Here is a 25,638-nt window from a genome sequence, read left to right as displayed (position 1 = left end):
CCCGGTATGAGCATGCAACAACGCATCGAATCGACACTCGGGCTCTTGCAGCCCGAGCACTTGCAAGTGCTGGATGAAAGCCACATGCACAGCCGTGGCCTGCAGACGCATTTCAAGGCCGTGGTGGTCAGCCAGCAGTTCGAAGGGCTCAATCGCGTCAAGCGTCACCAGAAGGTCTACGGCACGCTGGGCGAGCTGATGGGTGAGTTCCATGCGTTGGCGCTGCACACCTACACGCCTGAGGAGTGGGCGCAGATCGACGCGGCCCCGGCTTCGCCGACGTGTGCCGGTGGCAGCAAGCACTGAGCGGGCAACCTGTTATGGCCAGGAAGCTTTTGTGGCGAGGGAGCTTGCTCCCGCTGGGCTGCGAAGCGGCCCCCAAGCCAATCACACGCGTCGTGTCAGGCTGATCCCAATCAGTTTTTTGGGGCTGCTGCGCAACCCAGCGGGAGCAAGCTCCCCTCGCCACAAAGGCTCTCGCTCCTAAAACCACATTGTTTTTGTTAGAATCCGCAACGCGCCGCTCACCCGGCGCGTTTTTTTTCGCATCCGGTTCACCCTTTACGAGGGTAGCCACCTGGAGAAACACCCATGACACAACCCATTGTCGTGGCGGCACTGTATAAGTTCGTCACCCTTGAAGATTACGTCGAGCTGCGTGAGCCCCTGCTCAAGGCCATGCTTGATAACGGCATCAAAGGCACGCTGCTGATCGCCGAGGAAGGCATCAACGGCACGGTCTCCGGCACCCGTGAAGGCATCGACGGGTTGATGGCCTGGCTCAAGAACGATCCGCGCATGGACGACATCGACCATAAAGAGTCGTACTGCGACGAGCAGCCGTTCTACCGCACCAAGGTCAAGCTCAAGAAAGAAATCGTCACCCTCGGCGTCGAAGGCGTGGACCCGAACAAGCAGGTCGGCACGTACGTCGAGCCACAAGACTGGAACGCGTTGATCAGCGATCCGCAAGTGCTGTTGATCGACACCCGCAACGATTACGAAGTGTCCATCGGCACCTTCGAAGGCGCCATCGACCCCAAGACCACCAGCTTTCGCGAGTTCCCCGAGTACATCAAGGCCAACTTCGACCCGGCCAGGCACAAGAAAGTCGCGATGTTCTGCACCGGCGGCATTCGTTGTGAAAAGGCTTCCAGCTACATGCTGGGCCAAGGCTTCGACGAGGTCTATCACCTCAAGGGCGGCATCCTGAAATACCTCGAAGAGGTGCCTCAGGAGGAAACCAAGTGGCGCGGCGACTGCTTCGTGTTCGATAACCGCGTGACCGTTCGCCACGACCTCAGCGAAGGGGACTACGATCAATGTCATGCTTGTCGTACCCCGGTGAGCGTAGAAGACCGCGCTTCGGAGCATTATGTGCCTGGCATCAGCTGCCCGCATTGCTGGGATAAGCTGAGCGAGAAAACCCGTCGCAGCGCCATCGACCGGCAGAAGCAGATCGAGTTGGCCAAGGCGCGGAACATGCCGCACCCGATCGGCTACAACTATAAGCAAACATCTTCCGAGGCTTGAACCATGGCGTCGCGCCTGCTCTACGTGATGGACCCGATGTGCTCCTGGTGCTGGGGCTTTGCACCGGTGGCCGAGGCATTGGTCGAGCAGGCGCAGGCCGCGGGTGTGGAATTGCACCTGGTGGTGGGCGGTTTGCGCACCGGCAGTGGTTCGGCGCTGGAGCCGACCACCCGGCGCTACATTCTTGAACATTGGCAGGCGGTGACCCAGGCCACCGGCCAGCCCTTCAAGCTTGAAGGCGCATTGCCGGACGGTTTCGTCTACGACACCGAACCAGCCTGCCGGGCATTGGTGACGGCTCGCAGCCTCGCCCCGGACTTGGCCTGGAAGCTGGTGAAGCTGATCCAGCAGGCCTTTTATGTGCAAGGCCGCGACGTCACCCACGCCAGCGTCCTGGTGGAGCTGGCCGAACAGGCCGGGTTGCCACGCATCGAATTCGCTGCCGCTTTTGACCGCGCCGACCAACACGCGGCCACCGCGGCGGATTTCACCTGGGTACAGGACCTGGGCATCGCCGGGTTCCCCACGCTGTTGGCTGAGCGCGACGGCCAACTGGCCTTGCTGACCAACGGTTATCAGCCCCTGGGCCAGTTGTCGCCGTTGCTGGGCCGATGGCTGGAGCGCGCGACCTGTGCCTGAGCGGCCGCCAGACCCATCGGCCTCGCGGCGCATCGATCGGTTGAGCTGGGCGGAAATCCGTCGCCTGGCCCTCACCCATAAAAAAGCCCTGTGGATCGCCAACGGCGTGGCCGTGCTGGCGACGCTGTGCAGCGTTCCGATCCCGTTGCTGTTGCCGCTGTTGGTGGACGAAGTCCTGCTGGGCCACGGCGATGCGGCCTTGAACGTCATGAACCATGCATTGCCAACGGCGTGGCAGAGCGCTGCTGGCTATATCGGGCTGATGTTGCTGGCGACCCTGGCCCTGCGCTGCGGCGCCTTGCTGTTCAACGTGCTGCAGGCGCGCTTGTTCGCCAGGCTGGCCAAGGATCTCGTCTACCGCATTCGCATCCGCCTGATCGAACGTCTCAAGCGAATCTCCCTGGGCGAGTACGAAAGCCTGGGCAGCGGCACGGTGGCGGCCCACCTGGTCACCGACCTGGACACCCTCGACAAATTCATCGGCGAAACCCTCAGCCGTTTCCTGGTGGCGATGCTGACCTTGGTGGGCACCGCCGGGATCCTGGTGTGGATGCACTGGAAACTGGCGCTGCTGATCCTGCTGTTCAACCCGCTGGTGATCTACGCCACGGTACAGTTGGGCAAGCGGGTCAAGCACCTCAAGAAACTGGAGAACGACAGCACCTCGCGCTTTACCCAGGCCTTGACCGAAACCCTGGACGCCATCCAGGAAGTGCGCGCCGGCAACCGCCAGGGCCATTTCCTTGGGCGCTTGGGAATGCGCGCCAAGGAAGTCCGCGATTATGCCGTGAACTCGCAGTGGAAAACCGACGCCTCGAACCGCGCCAGTGGTTTGCTGTTCCAGTTCGGCATCGATATTTTTCGCGCGGCGGCCATGCTCACCGTGGTGTTTTCCGACCTGTCCATCGGCCAGATGCTGGCGGTGTTCAGCTACCTCTGGTTCATGATCGGTCCGGTCGAGCAGTTGTTGAATTTGCAGTACGCCTTTTACGCCGCCGGCGGCGCCTTGAACCGCATCAATGAACTGCTGGCCCGGGCCGACGAGCCGCAGTACACCGGCGTCGTCGATCCGTTCAAGGGCCGTGACACCGTGGGCATCGAGATCCAAGGGTTGAGTTTCGGTTACGGCGAGGAGTTGGTGCTCGACCAATTGAACCTGTCCATCTCTGCGGGGGAAAAAGTCGCCATCGTCGGGGCCAGTGGCGGCGGCAAGAGCACTCTGGTGCAGTTGCTGCTCGGGCTGTACACGCCGCAGTCGGGCAGCATTCGTTTCGGCGGCGCCACGCAGCAGGAGGTTGGCCTGGAAACCATTCGCGAGAACGTCGCTGTGGTGCTTCAGCATCCGGCGTTGTTCAACGACACGGTGCGGGCTAACTTGACCATGGGCCGTGAACGCAGCGACGAGGCCTGCTGGCAGGCGCTGGAAATCGCCCAACTCGACGCCACGGTACGGGCGCTGCCCCTGGGCCTGGAAAGCATCGTTGGGCGTTCCGGGGTACGGTTGTCCGGCGGGCAGCGCCAACGGCTGGCCATTGCCCGCATGGTATTGGCCAATCCTCGGGTGGTGATTCTCGACGAAGCCACCTCGGCCCTGGACGCGGCCACAGAGTACAACCTGCACCAGGCCCTGGCGCGTTTTTTGAGCGCGCGTACCACCCTGATCATCGCCCACCGGCTCTCGGCGGTGAAGCAGGCTGATCGGGTATTGGTGTTCGACGGTGGGCGAATCGCCGAAGACGGCGACCATTTGCAACTGATTGCCGAAGGGGGCCTGTACGCTCGGCTCTACGGTCATTTGCAACAAATACAGCAGCCTTGAGTTTCCGGCGGTTTTCTGCGCTTAGTATCGGAAAAAAAGCAGGCAAACCCGCTGTTTTTCCCAAATTCCACGCAAAGTCTGTCGATCTGTTCATCCATTCATTCGATGGGTCGAAAACTAGCCTAGGCTATTGAGTCAGGAGTGGAATTCTGGCGGGTGTTCGTCCGCAATACCTGTGTGCAAGGGACCTCATGAAGCAAAAGCAGACTCTCGGAACACCACGGCTGCTGGGTATCGTCTGGCCCTTTATCGCCGTTGTGCTATTTCAGGCATTGCTCGGCGGCGTCAGCCTATACGTATTGTCTGCGGTTCGCGGCTATGTGGCGGGGGAGAGTCTCTGGTCCAAGGGGCAGAAAGACGCCATCTATTACCTCAACCTCTACGCCGACAGCCGCGATGAGGCGATTTTCCGAAAATTTCAGCAGGCCATCGCCGTGCCCGAGGGCGGCCACGAATTGCGGGTGGCGCTGGACCGTGAGCCGCCGGACCTGGAGGCCGCACGGGCCGGCATCCTCAAGGGCGGCAATCACCCGGACGATGTGTCCAGCCTGATCTGGCTTTATTTGAATTTCCGTCACTTCAGTTACTTGGAAGAAGCCATCGATCTCTGGACGGTGGGCGACGGCTACCTGATCGAATTGAATAACGTCGCCCGGCAGATGCACGGCAGCATCGCCGCGGGCCAGGCCTCGGAGGTGGACATCCGCGGCTGGAAGGCCCAGATCTTTGCGATCAATGATTCCGTGACCCCGGCTGCCAAGGCGTTCAGCGACGCACTGGGAGAGGGCTCGCGTTTCATCCTGCGGCTTCTGCTGGTGACCAATTTCGCCACCGCCCTGGGGCTGATCGTCCTGGCGCTGTTGCGTACCCATAAGTTGCTGGCCCAGCGGCAGGTGTTCGCCAATGCGCTGCAGATGGAGAAAGAACGAGCGCAGATCACCCTGCAATCCATTGGCGATGGGGTGATCACCACCGACGTGGAAGGGGCCATCGCCTACATGAACCCCGCCGCCGAAGCGATGACCCATTGGAAGGCCGAACACGCCACGGGCTTGCCCTTGGCCGCGCTGTTCAATTTGCTCGATGACAATGCCCAGACCGAAGGGCTGACCTTGATCGAGCACATCCTCAGCGGTCGACTCAGTGGCGCCAGCGAACATTCGAAACTGATCCAGCGCCTGGATGGCAGCACGGTCTCGGTCACCCTGGTGGGCGCGCCGATCCGCCATGCTGGCAAGGTCAGCGGCGCCGTGCTGGTGCTGCATGACATGACCCAGGAGCGGCAATACATCGCCAACCTGTCGTGGCAGGCCACCCACGACGCCCTGACCGGCCTGGCCAACCGCCGGGAATTCGAGTATCGCCTCGAGCAGGCCTTGCACAACCTCACTCGCCAGGTCGGCCGGCATGCCTTGATGTTCCTCGACCTGGACCAGTTCAAGCTGGTTAACGACACCTGCGGCCACGCGGCGGGAGACGAGTTGTTGCGGCATATCTGTGCCTTGTTGCAATCAGGGCTGCGGGAAAACGACACCCTGGCCCGGTTGGGCGGCGATGAGTTCGGGATCCTGCTGGAGAACTGTTCGCCGGAGGCTGCGGAAAAGATTGCCGAAGGGCTGCGCCAGACCGTGCAGAACCTGCATTTTGTCTGGAAGGGCCGGCCGTTCGTGACCACCGTGAGCATTGGCCTGGTGCACATCGCCCAGACCCCGACGACCCTGGAGGCATCCCTGCGGGCCGCCGACATGGCCTGTTATATGGCCAAGGAAAAGGGGCGCAATCGGGTTCAGGTCTATCATGCCGACGACTCGGAGTTGTCCCTGCGTTTTGGCGAGATGGCCTGGGTCCAGCGCCTGCACATGGCTTTGGAGGAAAACCGCTTTTGCCTGTACGCCCAGGAAATCGCCGCGCTGGGCCCGGGCGATCATGGTGGCGGGCACATAGAAATCCTGCTGCGCCTGCATGACGAAGCCGGGCGGATGATCCTGCCGGACAGCTTCATTCCCGCGGCGGAACGCTACGGGCTGATGACATCCCTGGATCGTTGGGTAGTGGAAAACGTCTTCAAGATTATCCGCCAGTGCCTGAATGAATCGCGACAGGGGCCCATGGCGATGTGTGCGATTAATCTGTCAGGCACAACTATCGGAGATCAGGCGTTCCTCGACTTCCTGCGTAAACAGTTCGCCGCCTACTCGATTCCGCCGGAAATGATTTGTTTTGAAATTACAGAAACCAGCGCTATTTCGAATCTCGGCAGTGCGATCCGTTTTATCAATGAACTCAAGAGCTTGGGATGTTATTTCTCGCTGGACGACTTTTGCGCCGGAATGTCTTCATTCGCTTACCTGAAACATTTACCTGTAGACTTCTTGAAGATCGACGGGAGTTTCGTAAAGGATATGCTGGACGACCCGATTAACCGTGCAATGGTCGAAGTGATCAATCACATCGGTCACGTCATGGGTAAGCGCACGATTGCCGAGTTTGTAGAAACCGCCCAGATCGAGCAGGCATTGCTGGAGATAGGGGTGGACTACGCTCAGGGGTATGTGATCGAACGCCCGCAATTGTTTACCTGCGACACGTTGCAATGTCGGCCGGCCCGGCCCCAGCCGTTGTTATTCAAGGCCCCCGGCACGTTCCGCTGAAACGCTTGTTGATCCGAGAAAATCACAATCAAAAGGAGCCCGACAGTGATCGACACATTCAACCGAACAGGCCCGCTCATGGACGCCACAAGCTATCCGAAATGGGCACAGCAGCTCATTACCGATTGCAGCGAGAGCAAGCGCCGGGTTGTCGAACACGAACTGTATCAGCGCATGCGCGACAACAAGCTCAGCGCCAAGACCATGCGCCACTACCTCATTGGTGGTTGGCCGGTCGTCGAACAGTTCGCTTTATACATGGCACAGAACCTCACCAAGACCCGCTTTGCCCGCCATCCTGGCGAGGACATGGCGCGTCGCTGGCTGATGCGCAACATTCGTGTCGAACTCAACCATGCCGATTATTGGGTCAACTGGAGCGCCGCCCACGGCGTGACCCTGGAAGACCTGCAGGCCCAGCAGGTACCGCCTGAGCTTCATGCCTTGAGCCACTGGTGCTGGCACACCAGTTCCTCGGACGCGTTGATCGTGGCCATCGCCGCGACCAACTATGCCATCGAGGGTGCCACGGGAGAGTGGTCGGCGCTGGTGTGTTCCAACGGTGTCTATGCGGCCGCCTTCGCCGAGGAAGACCGCAAGCGGGCCATGAAATGGCTGAAGATGCATGCCCAGTACGACGATGCCCATCCTTGGGAAGCCTTGGAAATCATCTGTACGCTGGCGGGGATGAACCCGAGCAAAGCCCTGCAGACGGAGCTGCGCCAGGCCGTTTGCAAGAGCTATGACTACATGTATCTGTTCCTGGAGCGTTGCATGCAACTGGAACAGTCGGAGACGGTGAGTAAGTCGTCATCCCCCCGCGAGCGCCTGGCATTGGCCGGGAGCTGATTACTACCACTACAGATAGCCACAACCTGTGGGAGCGAGCCTGCTCGCGAAGCGGTCTGCCAGTCGACGGGGAGGTTGACTGCAAGGACGCTATCGCGAGCAGGCTCGCTCCCACAGTTGTTTGGGTGAGTGCTGGCCTGTGATCGCCGCAAGACCTTGTGGGAGCGAGCCTGCTCGCGAAGCGGTCTGCCAGTCGACGGGGAGGTTGACTGCTAGGCCGCTTTCGCGAGCAGGCTCGCTCCCACAGTTGTTTTGGATGAGCGCTGTCTTGAATCGCCTTAAACCTTGTGGGAGCGGGCTTGCTCGCGAAGACTCTGGCACATGCAACATAGTCGTAGGCTGACCCACCGCTTTCGCGAGCAAGCCCGCTCCCACAGATATTTCAATATTCTTTGCTGCCGATACTTGTCAGCCAGCCATCGCCAGTCGATTGCGACCCTCGCGCTTGGCCACGTACAGCGCGCTGTCGACCCTGCGTAGCAGGCTTTCCGAAGATTCCCCTGGTAGCAGGGTGGCGCAGCCCAGGCTGACGGTCAGCTCGATCCGGGTGCCAGCGGCGAAGTAATCCTGGGCCTGGGCGGCATAACGCAGCCGTTCGCCGACCATGGCCGCCGCATCCCGGCTGGTATTGGCCAGCAGGATCAGAAATTCTTCACCGCCGAACCTGAACACCATGTCCACGTTGCGCAGTTGGCCCTTGATCGACTCGGCCACGGCCTTGAGCACTTCGTCACCGACGCCGTGACCATGGTTGTCGTTGATGCGCTTGAAATGATCGATATCGAGCATCAGCACTGACAAGGGCTGCGAATGACGCTTGGCCATGTCGATTTCCCGCATCAGGGTCTGGTCCATGGCGATGCGGTTGCCGGTAGCGGTCAGTGGATCTCGCAGGGCGCTACGGGTGGCGGCGCGGTAGAGCAGCGCGTTGCGCAGCGGATACAGCAGCGTCGACATGATGGATTCGAGATCGCTCTGTTCCGCCTCGATGAAACGCTGGTTGCGGCGGAATACCAGTTCCCCCAGCTGTTCGCCTTCATGGCTGAGGTTGTAGCTGAGGGTGTGATGCCCTCGTTGCCCGAACTCCAGGCGCAGGTCACTGGCTTTATGCTGATAGGCCAACGCATCCAGGGGAACCAGTCGCTGAATTTCGCGGAAAAACAGGCCCAGGATGCGCTGTGGCTCCAGGCTGGTCTGCAGTTGCTGGCTCAGTTGTTGGCGCAATTGCGACAGACTGACAGAGCGTGCCGCAAGCGGCGATGGCTGGGCCAGGCCCAGGCGCTGCAATTTGGCGCTGTCGAAGTCGATCGCGTTGATCTGGGTGGGCGTTTTCATATGGCGTTAGCCCCTAAGCTAAATCTGTCCCGCAGGTTGGGTGTGGCGACTTTGGGCTGCGCGTCGTACTGGTCCATCAGTCCCGTAGGACAACTGATTTGAGTTTAGTCCGCTTTCCATGGCAGGCATAAGTCTCGTCTCAACGTCCATTACCTGCCGAACATGGCATGTTTGAAGAGGTTAGAGCGAAAGTCGTGCCATTCGGTTCATTTCAGTAAAAACCGATGAGGAATCAATGGATTGAAAACAGCTCGCGATAAGCTTCGGCGACGTGGGCTTGGCGGTTCGCCTGGTTTGGCATGGATCAGGGCCGGTGTCGCGACGGTAAATCGTCGCGCCGCCGGCTCGGGTCGTTATTGCGCGTTGAACGCCTGGCCGTTGACGCCGGTGCTGTCCGGGCCCATGAGGTACAGGTAGACCGGCATGATCGCTTCGGGCGTTGGATTGTTGAGCGGGTTTTCTCCCGGATAGGCCTGGGCACGCATGCTGGTGCGGGTGGCACCGGGGTTGATGCTGTTGGCGCGCACCGGGGCGACGGTATCGACTTCGTCGGCCAGGGTCTGCATCAGCCCCTCGGTGGCGAACTTGGATACACCATAGGCGCCCCAGTAGGCCCGGCCCTTGCGGCCGACGCTGCTGGAGGTGAACACCACCGACGCGTCCTTGGACAGCTTGAGCAGGGGCAGCAGGGTGCTGGTGAGCATGAACATCGCGTTGACGTTGACGTGCATCACCCGCATGAAGTTCTCACCGGACAACTGTTCCAGTGGCGTACGTGGGCCGATGATCGAGGCGTTGTGCAGCAGGCCGTCCAGGTGACCGAACTCGGTTTCGATCATCGCCGCCAGTTCATCGTATTGATGCGGCAGGGCGGTTTCGAGGTTGAACGGGATCACCGCCGGCTGCGGATGACCGGCCGCTTCGATTTCATCGTAGACCTGGGTCAGGTTGGCTTCGGTCTTGCCCAGCAGCAGGACGGTGGCACCGTGGGCGGCGTAGGCTTTCGCAGCAGCGGCACCGATCCCGCGACCGGCGCCGGTGACCAGGATCACCCGGCCATTGAGCAGATCGGGACGGGCGGAATAATCAAACATAAAAGAACCTCAACAAAATAAAGCGGCACGTTACCGTTTGTGCAGAGCAGTCATGGCCAGTGAGCTTGGTGAGCTTAGCTTGGTGAGCTTAGTGAGCTTAGTGAGCTTTTGTGGCGAGGGAGCTTGCTCCCGCTGGAGCGCGAAGCGGTCCCCAGGCGACGGCTTCGCCGCCGGACGGGAGCAAGCTCCCTCGCCACAAAAGCGACATCAGCTCAGCAACTGCACAATGCGTTATCCAGCACTTCACGCAGGGCCAATGGGTGATCGATCACCACATCCGCGCCCCAGTGCTTGGGGTTGTCGTCCGGGTGAATGTAGCCATAGGTCACCGCGCAGGTCTTGGTGCCGGCGCTGCGGCCGGACTCGATGTCCCGCAGGTCATCGCCCACGAACAGCACGCTGGCCGGGTCCAGGTCGAGCATTTTGCACGCCAGGGTCAGCGGTTCCGGGTCCGGCTTGCTGTTTTTCACGTGGTCAGGGCAGATCAACACTTTCGAGCGCTCGGCCAGGCCCAGTTGCTGCATGATCGGTTCGGCGAAACGCACCGGCTTGTTGGTGACCACGCCCCAGATCAGGTTGGCCGCCTCGATATCGGCCAGCACCTCGGCCATGCCGTCGAACAGGTGGCTGTGGACCGCGCACCCCTTGAGGTAGCGGTCGAGGAATTCCTGGCGCAGTTCCTCGAACCCCGGTGATTCCGGGTCCATGGAAAAGGTCACCGCGACCATCGCCCGGGCGCCGCCGGAAATCTCGTCGCGTATGTGCTGGGTGTTCATCGGTGGCAAGCCACGGTCGGCGCGCATGGCCTGGCAGATGGCGATGAAGTCTGGCGCGGTGTCGAGCAGCGTGCCGTCCATGTCGAAGAGAACCGCTTTGAGACGCATCGACTTATTCCTCGCGCAAGGTCTGGATCATGTAGTTGACGTCAACGTCGGCGGCCAGCTTGTAGTGCTTGGTCAGCGGGTTGTAGGTCAGGCCGATGATGTCCTTGACCGTCAGCCCGGCCGCGCGGCTCCAAGCGCCCAGTTCGGAAGGGCGGATGAATTTCTTGAAGTCGTGGGTGCCCCGTGGCAACAGCTTCATGATGTATTCGGCACCGATGATGGCGAACAGGTAGGCCTTCGGGTTGCGGTTGATGGTGGAGAAGAACACTTGGCCGCCCGGCTTGACCATGCGGAAGCAGGCGCGGATGACCGAGGAAGGGTCTGGCACATGCTCGAGCATTTCCAGGCAGGTGACCACGTCGAATTGGCCGGGCATTTCTTCGGCCAGGGCTTCGGCGGTGATCTGCCGGTATTCCACGCTGACGCCGGATTCCAACTGATGCAGTTGCGCCACCGCCAGCGGGGCTTCGCCCATGTCGATGCCCATTACCGTTGCACCGCGCTGGGCCATGGCTTCGCTGAGGATGCCGCCGCCGCAACCGACGTCGAGGACTTTCTTGCCGGCCAGGTTGACCCGTTCGTCAATCCAGTTGACCCGCAGCGGGTTGATGTCGTGCAGCGGTTTGAATTCGCTTTCACGGTCCCACCAGCGATGGGCCAGGGCTTCGAATTTGGCGATTTCGGCGTGGTCGACGTTGCTCATGTGCAGATCCTCGAAAAGCTTGAAAAATCAGGTGCCCCGAGCCGTGGCTCAAGGGGCGTGGTCATTCGTTGTGGCCGCTGATGCGGCGACCCCAGGCCTGGGCCGTGGCGATCAGTGTCGGTTCGTCCATGCGGGTCAGCCGGCCATCCTCCAATAACGGCTTGCCGCCTACCCACAGGTGTTTGACGCAATCGCGACCAGTGGCATAGATCAACTGCGACACCGGGTCATAGATCGGTTGCTGGGCCAGGCCCGACAAATCGAAAGCCACCAGGTCGGCGGCCTTGCCGACTTCCAGGGAGCCGACGGTCGTTTCGATGCCCAGCGCCCGGGCGCCATTGAGCGTGGCCATGCGCAGGGCCCGATGGGCATCCAGGGCCGTGGCCGAACCGGCGACGGCCTTGGCCAGCAGGGCGGCGGTGCGGGTTTCGCCGAGCAGGTCAAGGTCGTTGTTGCTCGCCGCGCCATCGGTGCCAAGGGCGACATTGACGCCGGCCTGCCACAGGCGTTCCACCGGACAGAAACCGCTGGCCAGCTTCAGGTTCGACTCCGGGCAGTGGATCACGCTGCAATTGCTTTCTACCAGCAAGGCCTGGTCTTCGTCGCTGATTTGAGTCATGTGCACGGCTTGGAAGCGTGGCCCCAGCAGGCCCAGGCGCCCGAGGCGAGCCATCGGTCGCTCAGCGGTGTTATCCACAGCCTGCTGCACTTCGAAGGCGGTTTCGTGAACGTGCATATGAATGGCCGCGTCCAGTTCCTCGGCGATCACGCGGATTTTCTCCAGGTTCTCATCGCCCACCGTGTAAGGGGCGTGCGGGCCGAATGCGACTTTGATCCGCGGGTGGTGCTTGAGGTCGCCAAATAATTCGATGCCCTGACGAATGGCGTCGTCAGCGCTGGCGGCACCGGGGATCGGGAAATCGAGGACCGGAATGGCGATTTGCGCGCGAATCCCGCTGTCGTGGACGCACTGGCTGGCGATCTTGGGGTAGAAATACATGTCGGAGAAGCAGGTGATGCCGCCCTTGATCTGTTCGGCGATCGCCAGGTCGGTGCCGTCGCGGACGAAATCCTCATCGACCCATTTGGCCTCGGCCGGCCAGATGTGCTGTTCCAGCCAAGTCATCAAGGGTAGGTCGTCGGCCAAGCCACGGAACAAGGTCATGGCCGCGTGGCCGTGGGCGTTGACCAGACCGGGGCTGAGCAGCATGCCGGGTAGCTCACGGACTTCGGTTGCGTCACATTTCAGGGCTTCTGCCCGTGGGCCGATGAACACGATGCAGCCGTCGCGGATGCCCAGGCCATGATCCTTGAGCACTACACCGGCGGGTTCGACAGGCACCAACCAGGTCGGCAGCAATAATAAGTCGAGCGCAACGGCAGGCTTGGGCATCGTGGAACGGTTCCATGGGGTATAAAGGATGGCGAAGTATACCCGAGCGTCTTCGCGGAGGGATCGCTATAATCGGCGGCTTTTGTTCATGAGTACGGGGTGAAGGATGCGCGATCGACTATTGGCTGCGGAGAAGGTGAAGGCCATCGATTGGCGTGATGGCGTCCTGTACCTGCTGGACCAGCGTAGCCTGCCGTTCGAGGAGAACTGGATCGCCTGCACCCGTGTCGCCTACGTGGCCGAGGCTATTGGCGCGATGGTCGTGCGCGGCGCGCCGGTCATCGGCATCAGCGCGGCGTATGGCGTTGTGCTGGCGGCGCGGGCCAGGATGGCCGAGGGCGGCGATTGGCAGGCGGCGCTGGAAGCCGATTTTGCCTTGCTGGCCGAGGCCCGGCCGACGGCGGCGAACCTGTTCTGGGCGCTGGATCGGATGCGTGACCGGCTGGGGCGCTTGAAAGGGCATGCCGAGCCGCTGGCGGTATTAGAGGCCGAAGCCATCGCCATCCACGAGAGTGATCGCGAAGCCAACCTGACCATGGCCCAGCTGGGTGTCGACCTGATCCGCAAGCACCAGGGCAACGCCCAGGCCATCCTCACCCACTGCAACACCGGCGCCCTGGCCACCGGCGGTTTCGGCACGGCCTTGGGGGTCATCCGGGGTGCCTATATCGAAGGCATGGTGGAGCGCGTCTATGCCGACGAAACCCGGCCGTGGCTGCAAGGTTCGCGCCTGACGGCGTGGGAATTGGCTCGTGAGGGCATTCCGGTGACCCTCAACGCCGACTCGGCCGCTGCCCACATCATGAAGACCAAAGGGGTGACTTGGGTGATCGTCGGTGCCGAGTGCATCGCCGCCAATGGCGACGTGGCGAACAAGATCGGCACTTATCAGTTGGCAGTCTGTGCCATGCACCATGGCGTGCGCTTCATGGTGGTGGCGCCGAGTTCGATCGTCGACCTGAGCCTGGCCAGCGGTGACGACATTCCGATGGAAGAGCGCGACAGGCGCGAACTGCTGGAAGTCGGTGGCAAGGGGCTCGGCGCGGATATCGACGCCTTCAACCCGGTATTCGATGTCACGCCGGCGGATTTGATCGATGTGATTGTGACCGAGAAGGGCGTCATCGAGCGTCCGGACACCGCGAAGCTGGCGCAGTTGATGTGCCGCAAGCGGTTGCACTGAAAATTTGGGGCGCCTGATCTATCGCCTTCGCGAGCAAGCCCGCTCCCACAGTGGAATGTGTTGAGCTGACATATCAGGCGTACAAAAATCCCCTGTGGGAGCGGGCTTGCTCGCGAATAGGCCTTTAAGGCAACAAATTCCTTGCATTTGTGCCCTGATTCTCCATCCGCAGTGCTTCTAAGCCCCTCTGATCCCATATCAGCCTGTCACCGGTCAACTAACTACGCACCATGCGCATCTGGGGGATAGGTGCGTGGCGGCTCTTGTGATAACATCCGGCGGTTTCCAAGGCCGCCTCGCGAGGTGGTCTTTACTGCGCAGATCCATGGCATAACTCGTTGATTTGTCGTAAGTCGCTGCATGGCACTTGTTCTGCAGCGGCGAGCTTCGTTCGTCCCATCTGGATGTGACGAGGTTTCACCAGAAAAAGGAATCAGGCTTCTCATGGGCGAACTGGCCAAAGAAATCCTCCCGGTCAATATCGAAGACGAGCTGAAACAGTCCTACCTCGACTACGCGATGAGCGTAATCGTCGGGCGGGCGCTGCCGGATGCGCGCGATGGCTTGAAGCCCGTGCACCGACGCGTGCTGTTCGCGATGAGCGAGCTGGGCAACGACTTCAACAAGCCGTACAAGAAATCCGCCCGTGTCGTCGGCGACGTGATCGGTAAGTATCACCCCCACGGCGACACTGCCGTGTATGACACCATCGTTCGTATGGCGCAGCCATTCTCCCTGCGCTACCTGCTGGTAGACGGCCAGGGCAACTTCGGTTCCGTGGACGGCGATAACGCCGCGGCCATGCGATACACCGAAGTGCGCATGACCAAGCTGGCCCACGAGCTGCTGGCCGACCTGCACAAGGAAACCGTGGACTGGGTGCCGAACTACGATGGCACCGAAATGATCCCGGCGGTCATGCCGACCCGTATCCCGAACCTGCTCGTCAACGGCTCCAGCGGTATCGCCGTGGGCATGGCGACCAACATCCCGCCGCACAACCTCGGTGAAGTCATCGACGGTTGCCTGGCCCTCATCGACAATCCCGAGCTGACCGTCGATGAGCTGATGCAATACATCCCTGGTCCGGACTTCCCGACCGCCGCGATCATCAACGGTCGCGCCGGCATCATCGAAGCCTACCGCACCGGCCGTGGCCGCATTTACATGCGCGCCCGCTCGACTGTCGAGGACATCGACAAGGTCGGTGGTCGCCAGCAGATCGTCATCACCGAACTGCCATACCAGCTGAACAAGGCCCGCCTGATCGAGAAGATCGCCGAGCTGGTGAAAGAGAAGAAGCTCGAAGGCATCACCGAGCTGCGTGACGAGTCCGACAAGGACGGCATGCGCGTCGTGATCGAGCTGCGCCGTGGCGAAGTGCCTGAGGTGATCCTCAACAACCTCTACGCGCAGACCCAGCTGCAAAGCGTGTTCGGCATCAACATCGTTGCTCTGATCGACGGCCGTCCGCGGATCCTGAACCTCAAGGACCTGCTGGAAGCCTTCGTCCGTCACCGCCGCGAAGTGGTTACCCGCCGTACCGTATTCGAGCTGCGCAAGGCGCGCGAGCGTGGCCACATTCTTGAAGGCCAAGCCGTTGCCTTGTCGAACATCGACCCGGTGATCGCCTTGATCAAGGCCTCGCCAACGCCATCGGAAGCCAAGGAAGCGCTGGTCAGCACGCCTTGGGAATCCTCCGCGGTGGTGGCCATGGTCGAGCGTGCCGGCGCCGATTCCTGCCGTCCGGAAAACCTCGATCCGCAATATGGCCTGCGCGAAGGCAAGTACTTCCTGTCCCCGGAACAGGCGCAAGCCATCCTGGAACTGCGCCTGCACCGCCTGACCGGCCTGGAGCACGAGAAGCTGCTGGCCGAGTACCAGGAGATCCTCAACCAGATCGGCGAGCTGATCCGCATCCTCAACAGCGCCACGCGCCTGATGGAAGTGATCCGCGAAGAACTGGAAGTGATCCGCGCCGAATACGGCGACGTGCGCCGCACCGAGATCCTCGATGCGCGCCTGGACCTGACCCTGGGTGACATGATCCCGGAAGAAGACCGCGTGGTGACCATCTCCCACGGCGGCTACGCCAAGACCCAGCCGCTGGCCGCCTACCAGGCCCAGCGTCGCGGCGGCAAAGGCAAGTCGGCGACCGGCGTCAAGGACGAGGACTACATCGCTCACCTGCTGGTTGCCAACAGCCACACCACGCTGCTGCTGTTCTCCAGCAAAGGCAAGGTGTACTGGCTCAAGACCTACGAGATCCCGGAAGCATCCCGTGCCGCCCGCGGCCGTCCGCTGGTCAACCTGTTGCCGCTGGACGATGGTGAATACATCACCACCATGCTGCCGGTGGAGGAATACACCGAAGGTCACTACATCTTCATGGCCACCGCCAACGGCACCGTGAAGAAGACCCCGCTGGAATCCTTCAGTCGCCAGCGCAGCGTCGGCCTGATCGCCCTGGAGCTGGACGAAGGCGACGTGCTGATTTCCGCCGCCATCACCGACGGCGAGCGTGAGGTCATGCTGTTCTCCGACGGCGGCAAGGTCACCCGCTTCAAGGAATCCGACGTTCGCGCCATGGGCCGTACCGCTCGCGGTGTCCGTGGTATGCGCCTGCCGGAAGGGCAGAAGCTGATTTCCATGCTGATCCCTGAAGAAGGCAGCCAGATCCTCACCGCTTCGGCCCGTGGTTATGGCAAGCGCACGGCCATCAGCGAGTTCCCCGAGTACAAGCGTGGCGGCCAGGGCGTGATCGCCATGGTCAGCAACGAGCGTAACGGTCGCCTGGTCGGCGCCGTGCAGGTGCTCGACGGCGAGGAGATCATGTTGATTTCCGACCAGGGCACGCTGGTGCGTACGCGGGTCGACGAAGTGTCGAGCCTGGGTCGTAACACCCAGGGCGTGACGCTGATCAAGCTGGCCAGCGACGAAACGCTGGTCGGGCTCGAGCGGGTCCAGGAGCCGTCGGAAGTCGAAGGCGAGGAGCTGGAAGGCGAAGACGGCGTGGCGCTCGACGGCACCCTCGGCGCCGATGTCGACGATGCTGTCGGCGACCAACCGCTCGACGCTGCCGCAGACGAAGAAGAACCGCAGGACTAAGCGGACACACAGGGGGCGGATGAAGATTCGCCCCCTTGTTGTTTGTTCTGTTTGAAAATTTGCGACACTGCACAGTCCCAAGGATGCTGCCCCTCTCTTGAGGCTTGTTTGATTCATTGTGGCGAGGGAGCTTGCTCCCGCTGGGCCGCGCAGCGGCCCCTCCTTTTGTGAGCGCTTCGCACTCAAGCGGGAGCAAGCTCCCTCGCCACGGATTCATCCATGCCTTGAATGAGCGGTAACCCCTGTGGGAGCGGTGCGGATCAAAAGATTTAAGTGACCACCAGATCAGAGCGAGATTGGATGTGAGCAAGAGAGCCTATAACTTCTGTGCCGGCCCGGCGGCGCTTCCTGAAGCGGTCCTGAAACGTGCCCAGGGTGAACTCCTCGACTGGCACGGCAAGGGCCTGTCGGTCATGGAAATGAGCCATCGCAGCGATGAGTTCGTGTCCATTGCCACCAAGGCAGAGCAGGACCTGCGTGATCTGCTGAACATCCCGTCCAACTACAAGGTGCTGTTCCTGCAGGGCGGCGCCAGCCAGCAGTTCGCCCAGATCCCGTTGAACCTGTTGCCGGAAAACGGCAGCGCCGACTATATCGACACCGGCATCTGGTCGCAGAAAGCCATCGAAGAAGCGTCGCGCTACGGTCACGTCAACGTGGCGGCCACCGCCAAGCCCTACGACTATTTCGCCATTCCCGGCCAGAACGAGTGGAAGCTGTCCAAGGACGCGGCCTATGTTCACTACGCGCCGAACGAAACCATTGGCGGCCTGGAATTCAACTGGATCCCGGAAACCGGCGACGTGCCATTGGTGGCCGACATGTCTTCGGATATTCTCTCGCGCCCTGTGGATATCTCCCGTTTCGGCATGATCTACGCCGGTGCCCAGAAGAACATCGGCCCAAGTGGCATCCTGGTCGCCATTATTCGCGAAGACCTGCTGGGGCGCGCCCGTTCCCTGTGCCCGACCATGCTCAACTACAAGGTCGCGGCCGACAACGGCTCGATGTACAACACCCCGCCGACCCTGGCCTGGTACCTGTCCGGCCTGGTGTTCGAATGGCTGAAAGAGCAGGGTGGTGTCGAAGCCATTGGCAAGCTCAACGAAGTGAAGCAGCGCACACTGTATGACTTCATCGATGCCAGCGGCCTCTACAGCAACCCGATCAACAAGACCGATCGCTCATGGATGAACGTGCCGTTCCGCCTGGCCGACGACCGTCTCGACAAGCCGTTCCTGGCCGGTGCCGACGAGCGCGGCCTGCTGAACCTCAAGGGCCACCGTTCGGTCGGTGGCATGCGCGCCTCCATCTACAACGCCGTCGACATCAACGCCGTCAATGCGCTGATCGCCTACATGGCAGAGTTCGAGAAGGAACATGGCTGATGTCTGAGCAAGAACTCAAGGCGCTGCGCCTGCGCATCGACGCCCTGGACGAAAAGGTCCTGGAGCTGATCAGCGAGCGCGCGCGCTGCGCCCAGGAAGTCGCCCGGGTGAAGATGGCCTCCCTGGCTGAAGGCGAAGTGCCGGTGTTCTATCGCCCCGAGCGTGAAGCCCAGGTGCTCAAGCGTGTCATGGAGCGCAACAAGGGGCCGCTGGGCAACGAAGAGATGGCGCGCTTGTTCCGCGAAATCATGTCCTCGTGCCTGGCCCTCGAGCAGCCGCTGAAAGTCGCCTACCTGGGGCCGGAAGGCACGTTCACCCAGGCTGCGGCCATGAAGCACTTCGGTCACGCGGTGATCAGCAAGCCGATGGCGGCCATCGATGAAGTGTTCCGTGAAGTCGCCGCCGGCGCGGTGAATTTTGGCGTGGTGCCGGTGGAGAACTCCACCGAAGGTGCGGTCAACCACACGCTGGACAGCTTTCTCGAACACGACATGGTGATCTGCGGCGAAGTCGAGCTGCGCATCCACCATCACCTGCTGGTGGGCGAGAACACCAAGACCGACAGCATCAGCCGGATCTATTCCCACGCTCAGTCGTTGGCCCAGTGCCGCAAATGGCTGGACGCTCATTACCCGAACGTCGAGCGCGTGGCGGTCTCGAGCAACGCCGAGGCGGCCAAGCGGGTCAAGGGCGAGTGGAACTCGGCGGCGATTGCCGGCGACATGGCGGCCGGCCTCTACGGGCTGACGCGCCTGGCCGAGAAAATCGAGGATCGCCCGGACAACTCCACGCGGTTCCTGATGATCGGTAGCCAGGAAGTGCCGCCGACCGGCGACGACAAGACATCGATCATCGTCTCCATGAGCAACAAGCCGGGCGCGCTCCATGAGTTGCTGGTGCCGTTCCACGACAACGGTATCGACCTGACGCGGATCGAGACCCGTCCGTCGCGTAGCGGTAAATGGACCTACGTGTTCTTCATCGATTTTGTCGGCCATCACCGCGATCCGCTGGTAAAAGGTGTGCTGGAAAAAATCAGTCAGGAAGCAGTGGCACTCAAGGTGCTGGGTTCCTACCCCAAGGCAGTTCTTTAAGGGCGGATAGCAAATGAGTGGCAACTTCCTCGCTCTGGCTCAGCCAGGCGTGCAACAACTCTCGCCTTACGTTCCGGGCAAACCCGTGGACGAACTGGCCCGCGAGCTGGACCTGGATCCGGCCAGCATCGTCAAGTTGGCGAGCAACGAAAACCCGCTGGGCGCGAGCCCCAAGGCGCTGGCGGCAATCCGCGACGAACTGGCCGAGCTGACCCGCTATCCCGATGGCAATGGCTTTGCGTTGAAAAGCCTGCTGGCCGAGCGTTGCGGTGTCGAGCTGAACCAGGTGACCCTGGGCAACGGCTCCAACGACATTCTTGAATTGGTGGCGCGGGCGTATCTGGCGCCAGGTCTCAACGCTGTATTCAGCGAGCACGCGTTCGCGGTCTATCCGATCGCGACCCAGGCCGTCGGCGCGGATGCCCATGTGGTTCCGGCCAAGGAGTGGGGGCACGACCTGCCGGCCATGTTGGCGGCCATCGACGCCAATACCCGCGTGGTCTTCATCGCTAACCCGAACAACCCGACCGGCACCTGGTTCGATGCCCAGGCCCTGGATGACTTCCTTCAGGACGTGCCCGCGCATGTGCTGGTGGTGCTGGACGAGGCCTACATCGAATACGCCGAAGGCAGCGATTTGCCCGATGGCCTGGATTTCCTCGCGGCCTACCCGAACCTGCTGGTATCGCGTACGTTCTCCAAAGCCTACGGCTTGGCTTCGCTGCGGGTCGGCTACGGCCTGTCCACTGCGGTGGTGGCCGATGTGCTGAACCGCGTGCGCCAGCCGTTCAACGTCAACAGCTTCGCCCTGGCCGCCGCCTGTGCCGCGTTGCAGGATGAAGCCTACCTGGCTGAAAGCCGTCGCCTGAACGCGGCCGGCATGGAGCAGTTGGAAGCAGGCCTGCGTGAACTGGGCTTGGGCTGGATTCCCTCGAAAGGCAACTTCATCTGTGTCGACCTGGGGCGCGTCGCCGCGCCGGTGTACCAGGGGCTGTTGCGCGAAGGTGTGATCGTGCGTCCGGTGGCCAATTACGGCATGCCGAACCATCTGCGCATCACCATTGGCCTGCCGGCGGAAAACAGCCGTTTCCTCGAGGCGTTGAGCAAGGTCCTGGTTCGTGGTTGATGTCACTTCACTGCAACCTGCTGTCCCTATGATCGGTCGCCTGGTGGTAGTCGGCCTGGGGTTGATCGGCGGCTCGTTTGCCAAGGGCTTGCGTGAAAGCGGCTTGTGCCGTGAAGTGGTCGGTGTCGACCTGGATCCGCAGTCGCGCAAGCTGGCCGTGGAGCTGGGCGTGGTTGATCGCTGCGAAGATGACTTGGCAATCGCATGCCAAGGCGCGGATGTGATCCAGCTGGCGGTGCCGATCCTGGCCATGGAAAAATTGCTGGCGCGCCTGGCAACCATGAACCTGGGGCAAGCGATCCTGACCGACGTCGGCAGTGCCAAGGGCAACGTGGTGCATGCAGCCACCGAGGCTTTTGGCGGGATGCCGGCGCGTTTCGTGCCCGGTCATCCAATTGCCGGTTCCGAGCAGAGCGGGGTGGAAGCCTCCAACGCCGAACTGTTTCGACGTCATAAAGTGATCCTCACGCCGCTGGATCAGACGGACCCTGCCGCGCTCGCCGTAGTGGACCGTTTGTGGCGCGAATTGGGCGCCGATGTCGAGCACATGCAGGTCGAGCGTCACGATGAAGTGTTGGCGGCCACGAGCCATTTGCCGCACCTGTTGGCGTTCGGCCTGGTGGATTCATTGGCCAAACGCAATGAAAATCTTGAGATCTTCCGTTACGCTGCCGGCGGTTTCCGCGATTTCACGAGAATCGCCGGAAGCGACCCGGTCATGTGGCACGACATCTTCCTCGCCAACCGCGAAGCTGTCTTGCGCACACTCGATACATTTCGCAGCGACCTCGACGCCTTGCGCGACGCGGTCGATGCAGGGGACGGGCACCAATTGCTGGGCGTTTTCACACGCGCCAGGGTGGCCCGCGAGCATTTCAGTAAAATCCTGGCCCGTCGGGCCTATGTGGACGCTATGAACTCCAACGATCTGATTTTCCTGGCACAACCTGGTGGCTCCCTGAGTGGGCGTATTCGTGTACCGGGCGATAAATCGATTTCCCACCGTTCGATCATGCTCGGCTCCCTGGCCGAAGGCGTGACCGAGGTGGAAGGCTTCCTCGAGGGCGAAGACGCCCTGGCGACGCTGCAAGCGTTTCGCGACATGGGCGTGGTCATCGAAGGCCCGCACCACGGTCGCGTGACCATCCATGGTGTCGGCCTGCACGGCCTCAAGCCTGCTCCAGGGCCGATCTACCTGGGCAACTCCGGGACCTCGATGCGCCTGTTGTCCGGCCTGCTGGCCGCCCAGGACTTCGACAGCACCCTGACCGGTGATGCTTCGCTGTCCAAGCGTCCGATGAATCGGGTGGCCAACCCGTTGCGGGAAATGGGCGCAGTCATCGAGACGGCCGCCGAGGGTCGCCCGCCGATGATCATTCGTGGTGGCAACAAGCTCAAGGGCTTGACCTACACCATGCCAATGGCCAGCGCCCAGGTGAAATCCTGCCTGCTGCTGGCGGGTCTCTACGCCGAAGGCAAGACCACTGTCACCGAACCGGCCCCGACCCGCGACCACACCGAGCGCATGCTGCGCGGCTTCGGCTACCCGGTCACGGTCGATGGCGCCACGGCGTCCGTCGAGTCTGGCAGCAAGCTGACCGCGACCCACATCGAAGTGCCGGGCGACATCTCGTCGTCGGCGTTTTTCCTGGTGGCCGCCTCGATCGCCGAAGGCTCCGACCTGGTTCTGGAGCACGTTGGTATCAACCCGACCCGTACCGGCGTGATCGACATCCTGCGCCTGATGGGCGCCGACATCACCTTGGAAAACCAGCGTGAAGTGGGTGGCGAGCCGGTAGCTGACCTGCGCGTACGAGCGGCTAAACTCAAGGGTATCGAGATTCCGGAGGCGCTGGTTCCGCTGGCCATCGATGAGTTCCCGGTGTTGTTCGTGGCGGCCGCCTGTGCAGAAGGGCGCACCGTATTGACGGGTGCCGAGGAGCTGCGGGTCAAGGAATCGGATCGCATCCAGGTGATGGCTGACGGCTTGCTCGCCCTGGGCGTCAAGTGCCAGCCAACCCCGGATGGCATCATTATCGACGGCGGCCAGATTGGCGGCGGCGAAGTCCATGGTCACGGTGACCACCGCATCGCCATGGCCTTCAGTGTTGCGTCTTTGCGCGCCAGTGCGCCGATTCGCATCCATGACTGCGCCAACGTCGCGACGTCGTTCCCGAACTTCCTGGCGCTGTGCGCGCAGGTCGGTATCCGAGTAGCACAAGAGGCACAGTCGTGAACATCAAGGCACCGGTCATCACCATCGATGGCCCAAGCGGTTCGGGCAAGGGCACCGTCGCCGGGATCCTGGCCAGGCAGTTGGGCTGGAACCTGCTCGATTCGGGCGCCTTGTACCGTCTGTTGGCGTTCGCCGCCGCCAACCATGGTGTCGACCTGACCAACGAGGAATTGCTCAAGGCGCTGGCCGCTCATCTGGACGTGCAATTCATCGCGGCGACCGACGGCCAGCTCCAGCGCATTATTCTGGAAGGCGACGAAGTCAGCGACGTCATCCGTACCGAAAGCGTGGGCGCCGGTGCCTCCCAGGTCGCCGCGCTGCCGGCGGTGCGCGAAGCCTTGCTGCAACGCCAGCGTGCATTCCAGGAGCCGCCAGGGCTGGTGGCCGATGGCCGCGACATGGGCACGGTGGTGTTCCCCGACGCGCCGCTGAAGATTTTCCTGACTGCCAGCGCCGAGGAACGGGCGCGCCGCCGATATTTGCAGTTGAAGGGCAAAGGCGAGGATGTTAGTCTGTCGAGTCTGCTAGATGAGATCCGTGCACGCGATGAGCGTGACACCCAGCGCGCAGTAGCCCCGCTAAAGCCGGCGGCCGATGCGATACAGCTGGATTCCACGGAGTTGTCCATTGATCAGGTGTTGCAACGCATCATGAGCGAGATCGCGCTTCGCGATATCGCCGGGTGACAGGAAGCTCCGCAGGGGACCAGTCATAGTCCTGCGGCGCTTCTTTTATATGAAACTAACCCACACTGTCTGGGGTGTGGAGATGGGCGTTTACTTCGCCCTAATCAACAGGAATTAAAATGAGCGAAAGCTTTGCGGAACTCTTTGAAGAAAGCTTGAAAACCCTGAACCTTCAGGCAGGCTCCATCATCACCGGCGTTATCGTTGATATCGATTACCAAGCTCGCTGGGTAACCGTTCACGCTGGTCTGAAGTCTGAAGCGCTGATCCCGCTTGAGCAGTTCTACAACGACGCTGGCGAACTGAACATCAACGTCGGTGACGAAGTTCACGTTGCGCTGGACTCGGTTGAAGATGGCTTTGGTGAAACCAAGCTGTCCCGTGAAAAAGCCAAGCGCGCTGAATGCTGGATCGTTCTGGAAGCGGCCTTCGCAGCTGAGGAAGTGGTCAAGGGCGTTATCAACGGTAAGGTTAAAGGCGGCTTCACTGTCGACGTTAACGGCATCCGTGCGTTCCTGCCAGGTTCCCTGGTTGACGTCCGTCCAGTGCGCGACACCACGCACCTGGAAGGCAAAGAGCTGGAATTCAAGGTCATCAAGCTGGACCAGAAGCGCAACAACGTTGTCGTTTCCCGTCGCAGTGTCCTGGAAGCCGAGAACTCCGCCGAGCGTGAAGCTCTGCTGGAATCGCTGCAGGAAGGCCAGCAGGTCAAGGGTATCGTCAAGAACCTCACCGATTACGGCGCATTCGTCGATCTGGGTGGCGTCGATGGCCTGCTGCACATCACCGACATGGCCTGGAAGCGTATCAAGCATCCTTCGGAAATCGTCAACGTTGGCGACGAGATCGATGTCAAGGTTCTGAAATACGATCGCGAACGCAATCGTGTTTCCCTGGGCCTCAAGCAACTGGGTGAAGATCCATGGGTCGCTATCAAAGCCCGTTACCCAGAAGGCACTCGCGTCACCGCTCGTGTTACCAACCTCACCGACTACGGCTGCTTCGCTGAGCTGGAAGAAGGCGTTGAAGGCCTGGTACACGTTTCCGAAATGGACTGGACCAACAAGAACATCCACCCTTCGAAAGTCGTACAAGTCGGCGACGAAGTGGAAGTCATGGTTCTGGACATCGACGAAGAGCGTCGTCGTATCTCCCTCGGCATCAAGCAGTGCAAGTCCAACCCATGGGAAGACTTCTCTGGCCAGTTCAACAAGGGCGATAAAATCTCCGGCACCATCAAGTCGATCACCGATTTCGGTATCTTCATTGGTCTGGACGGCGGTATCGACGGCCTGGTTCACCTGTCCGACATCTCCTGGAACGAAGTGGGCGAAGAAGCCGTACGCCGTTTCAAGAAGGGCGACGAGCTGGACACCGTTATCCTGTCGGTTGACCCAGAGCGCGAGCGTATCTCCCTGGGTATCAAGCAACTGGAAAGCGATCCGTTCTCCGAGTACGTTCAAGAGAACGACAAAGGCGCAATCGTTAAGGGCATCGTGAAAGAAGTTGACGCCAAAGGCGCCATCATCACCCTGGCCGACGATATCGAAGCGACTCTGAAAGCCTCCGAAATCAGCCGTGACCGCGTTGAAGACGCGCGCAACGTTCTGAAAGAAGGCGAAGAAGTAGAAGCCAAGATCATCAGCGTTGACCGCAAGAGCCGCGTAATCCAGCTCTCCATCAAGTCGAAAGACGATGCTGAAGAGAAAGAAGCAATTCAGAGCCTGCGCGAGAAGCCAGCTACTGATGCTCCTGGTCCTACCACTCTGGGCGACCTGCTGCGTGCACAGATGGAAAAACAGAACTAAGTTCTGTCAGACCATGAAAAAGGGCGACTTCGGTCGCCCTTTTTTGTGGCCGCAATTCGGGAAAGCCAGACCTTGTTCGTTAGAGGTGCGCTGTCTGGTCTCGCTGTTA

19 protein-coding genes are annotated in these 25,638 nt (G+C 61.2%); 14 read left to right on the top strand and 5 right to left on the bottom strand.

Features of this window, described 5'->3' with window-relative positions; genetic code table 11:
• The first annotated feature begins 6 nt into the window (after positions 1-6).
• From M1D99_RS21660 to M1D99_RS21635, 6 genes are all read left to right on the top strand, one after another.
• Positions 7-306: a BolA family protein gene (locus M1D99_RS21660; RefSeq protein ID WP_014337210.1), complete on the top strand. Its 300-nt coding sequence runs from the start codon at positions 7-9 to the stop codon at positions 304-306.
• 285 nt (positions 307-591) lie between these two features.
• A complete protein-coding gene (trhO, locus tag M1D99_RS21655) occupies positions 592-1,533 on the top strand; it encodes an oxygen-dependent tRNA uridine(34) hydroxylase TrhO (protein WP_186704708.1) in 942 nt (313 codons plus the stop codon).
• Positions 1,534-1,569: 36 nt separating this feature from the next.
• Positions 1,570-2,172: a DsbA family protein gene (locus tag M1D99_RS21650; RefSeq protein WP_186704752.1), complete on the top strand. Its 603-nt coding sequence runs from the start codon at positions 1,570-1,572 to the stop codon at positions 2,170-2,172.
• Complete coding sequence (locus M1D99_RS21645; protein WP_186704709.1) at positions 2,165-3,991, top strand: ATP-binding cassette domain-containing protein; 1,827 nt, start codon at positions 2,165-2,167, stop codon at positions 3,989-3,991. Before M1D99_RS21650 ends, M1D99_RS21645 begins: the two co-directional genes overlap by 8 nt.
• A 191-nt stretch (positions 3,992-4,182) precedes the next feature.
• On the top strand, positions 4,183-6,642 hold the full coding sequence (locus M1D99_RS21640; RefSeq protein WP_186704710.1) for an EAL domain-containing protein: 2,460 nt from the start codon (positions 4,183-4,185) through the stop codon (positions 6,640-6,642).
• Between the two features lie 78 nt (positions 6,643-6,720).
• Positions 6,721-7,491 carry a TenA family transcriptional regulator gene (locus M1D99_RS21635; protein ID WP_434571618.1) on the top strand — a complete coding sequence of 257 codons (771 nt, stop codon included), beginning with the start codon at positions 6,721-6,723 and terminating at the stop codon, positions 7,489-7,491.
• A gap of 408 nt (positions 7,492-7,899) precedes the next feature.
• On the opposite strand, the gene M1D99_RS21630 is transcribed toward M1D99_RS21635, so the two are convergent.
• The 5 genes from M1D99_RS21630 to M1D99_RS21610 form a co-directional block, all read right to left on the bottom strand.
• The gene (locus M1D99_RS21630) at positions 7,900-8,826 is read right to left on the bottom strand and encodes a GGDEF domain-containing protein (RefSeq protein WP_186704712.1); all 927 of its coding nucleotides are present in this window, start codon (positions 8,824-8,826) and stop codon (positions 7,900-7,902) included.
• 353 nt (positions 8,827-9,179) lie between these two features.
• Positions 9,180-9,920 carry a YciK family oxidoreductase gene (locus tag M1D99_RS21625; protein WP_186704713.1) on the bottom strand — a complete coding sequence of 247 codons (741 nt, stop codon included), beginning with the start codon at positions 9,918-9,920 and terminating at the stop codon, positions 9,180-9,182.
• A gap of 212 nt (positions 9,921-10,132) precedes the next feature.
• Positions 10,133-10,804 carry an N-acetylmuramic acid 6-phosphate phosphatase MupP gene (gene mupP / locus M1D99_RS21620; RefSeq protein ID WP_186704714.1) on the bottom strand — a complete coding sequence of 224 codons (672 nt, stop codon included), beginning with the start codon at positions 10,802-10,804 and terminating at the stop codon, positions 10,133-10,135.
• Positions 10,805-10,808: 4 nt separating this feature from the next.
• Positions 10,809-11,507 carry a bifunctional 2-polyprenyl-6-hydroxyphenol methylase/3-demethylubiquinol 3-O-methyltransferase UbiG gene (gene ubiG / locus M1D99_RS21615; protein WP_063322361.1) on the bottom strand — a complete coding sequence of 233 codons (699 nt, stop codon included), beginning with the start codon at positions 11,505-11,507 and terminating at the stop codon, positions 10,809-10,811.
• Between the two features lie 61 nt (positions 11,508-11,568).
• The gene (locus M1D99_RS21610) at positions 11,569-12,900 is read right to left on the bottom strand and encodes a TRZ/ATZ family hydrolase (RefSeq protein WP_458130763.1); all 1,332 of its coding nucleotides are present in this window, start codon (positions 12,898-12,900) and stop codon (positions 11,569-11,571) included.
• Between the two features lie 106 nt (positions 12,901-13,006).
• On the opposite strand from M1D99_RS21610, the gene mtnA reads away from it, so the two are divergent.
• From mtnA to rpsA, 8 genes are all read left to right on the top strand, one after another.
• A complete protein-coding gene (gene mtnA, locus M1D99_RS21605) occupies positions 13,007-14,083 on the top strand; it encodes an S-methyl-5-thioribose-1-phosphate isomerase (protein ID WP_458130762.1) in 1,077 nt (358 codons plus the stop codon).
• Positions 14,084-14,527: 444 nt separating this feature from the next.
• A complete protein-coding gene (gene gyrA, locus M1D99_RS21600) occupies positions 14,528-17,191 on the top strand; it encodes a DNA gyrase subunit A (protein ID WP_434571609.1) in 2,664 nt (887 codons plus the stop codon).
• Positions 17,192-17,493: 302 nt separating this feature from the next.
• The gene (gene serC / locus M1D99_RS21595; RefSeq protein WP_186704718.1) at positions 17,494-18,579 is read left to right on the top strand and encodes a 3-phosphoserine/phosphohydroxythreonine transaminase; all 1,086 of its coding nucleotides are present in this window, start codon (positions 17,494-17,496) and stop codon (positions 18,577-18,579) included.
• On the top strand, positions 18,579-19,673 hold the full coding sequence (gene pheA / locus M1D99_RS21590) for a prephenate dehydratase (protein ID WP_003199233.1): 1,095 nt from the start codon (positions 18,579-18,581) through the stop codon (positions 19,671-19,673). Before serC ends, pheA begins: the two co-directional genes overlap by 1 nt.
• 13 nt (positions 19,674-19,686) lie before the next feature.
• On the top strand, positions 19,687-20,799 hold the full coding sequence (gene hisC / locus M1D99_RS21585) for a histidinol-phosphate transaminase (RefSeq protein WP_186704719.1): 1,113 nt from the start codon (positions 19,687-19,689) through the stop codon (positions 20,797-20,799).
• A gap of 28 nt (positions 20,800-20,827) precedes the next feature.
• A complete protein-coding gene (locus M1D99_RS21580) occupies positions 20,828-23,035 on the top strand; it encodes a bifunctional prephenate dehydrogenase/3-phosphoshikimate 1-carboxyvinyltransferase (protein ID WP_186704720.1) in 2,208 nt (735 codons plus the stop codon).
• The gene (cmk, locus tag M1D99_RS21575) at positions 23,032-23,721 is read left to right on the top strand and encodes a (d)CMP kinase (RefSeq protein ID WP_003183882.1); all 690 of its coding nucleotides are present in this window, start codon (positions 23,032-23,034) and stop codon (positions 23,719-23,721) included. Before M1D99_RS21580 ends, cmk begins: the two co-directional genes overlap by 4 nt.
• Positions 23,722-23,840: 119 nt before the next feature.
• Positions 23,841-25,529, top strand: coding sequence for a 30S ribosomal protein S1 (rpsA, locus tag M1D99_RS21570; RefSeq protein WP_186704721.1), 1,689 nt, complete (start codon positions 23,841-23,843; stop codon positions 25,527-25,529).
• Positions 25,530-25,638: the final 109 nt, after the last annotated feature.

The sequence above is a fragment of the Pseudomonas sp. R3-41 genome (genome assembly GCF_054161485.1).
Note: the sequence above shows the minus strand (reverse complement) of the source record. Positions and strands in the feature narration are given on the sequence as shown.

Bases quoted from the DNA above. Each gene is read 5' to 3' on its own strand.
- M1D99_RS21660 (WP_014337210.1), top strand. From the start codon at position 7: ATGAGCATGCAACAACGCATCGAATCGACACTCGGGCTCTTGCAGCCC.
- trhO (WP_186704708.1), top strand. From the start codon at position 592: ATGACACAACCCATTGTCGTGGCGGCACTGTATAAGTTCGTCACCCTT.
- M1D99_RS21650 (WP_186704752.1), top strand. From the start codon at position 1,570: ATGTGCTCCTGGTGCTGGGGCTTTGCACCGGTGGCCGAGGCATTGGTC.
- M1D99_RS21640 (WP_186704710.1), top strand. From the start codon at position 4,183: ATGAAGCAAAAGCAGACTCTCGGAACACCACGGCTGCTGGGTATCGTC.
- M1D99_RS21635 (WP_434571618.1), top strand. From the start codon at position 6,721: ATGGACGCCACAAGCTATCCGAAATGGGCACAGCAGCTCATTACCGAT.
- M1D99_RS21630 (WP_186704712.1), bottom strand. From the start codon at position 8,826: ATGAAAACGCCCACCCAGATCAACGCGATCGACTTCGACAGCGCCAAA.
- M1D99_RS21625 (WP_186704713.1), bottom strand. From the start codon at position 9,920: ATGTTTGATTATTCCGCCCGTCCCGATCTGCTCAATGGCCGGGTGATC.
- mupP (WP_186704714.1), bottom strand. From the start codon at position 10,804: ATGCGTCTCAAAGCGGTTCTCTTCGACATGGACGGCACGCTGCTCGAC.
- ubiG (WP_063322361.1), bottom strand. From the start codon at position 11,507: ATGAGCAACGTCGACCACGCCGAAATCGCCAAATTCGAAGCCCTGGCC.
- M1D99_RS21610 (WP_458130763.1), bottom strand. From the start codon at position 12,900: ATGCCCAAGCCTGCCGTTGCGCTCGACTTATTATTGCTGCCGACCTGG.
- mtnA (WP_458130762.1), top strand. From the start codon at position 13,007: ATGCGCGATCGACTATTGGCTGCGGAGAAGGTGAAGGCCATCGATTGG.
- gyrA (WP_434571609.1), top strand. From the start codon at position 14,528: ATGGGCGAACTGGCCAAAGAAATCCTCCCGGTCAATATCGAAGACGAG.
- pheA (WP_003199233.1), top strand. From the start codon at position 18,579: ATGTCTGAGCAAGAACTCAAGGCGCTGCGCCTGCGCATCGACGCCCTG.
- hisC (WP_186704719.1), top strand. From the start codon at position 19,687: ATGAGTGGCAACTTCCTCGCTCTGGCTCAGCCAGGCGTGCAACAACTC.
- M1D99_RS21580 (WP_186704720.1), top strand. From the start codon at position 20,828: ATGATCGGTCGCCTGGTGGTAGTCGGCCTGGGGTTGATCGGCGGCTCG.
- rpsA (WP_186704721.1), top strand. From the start codon at position 23,841: ATGAGCGAAAGCTTTGCGGAACTCTTTGAAGAAAGCTTGAAAACCCTG.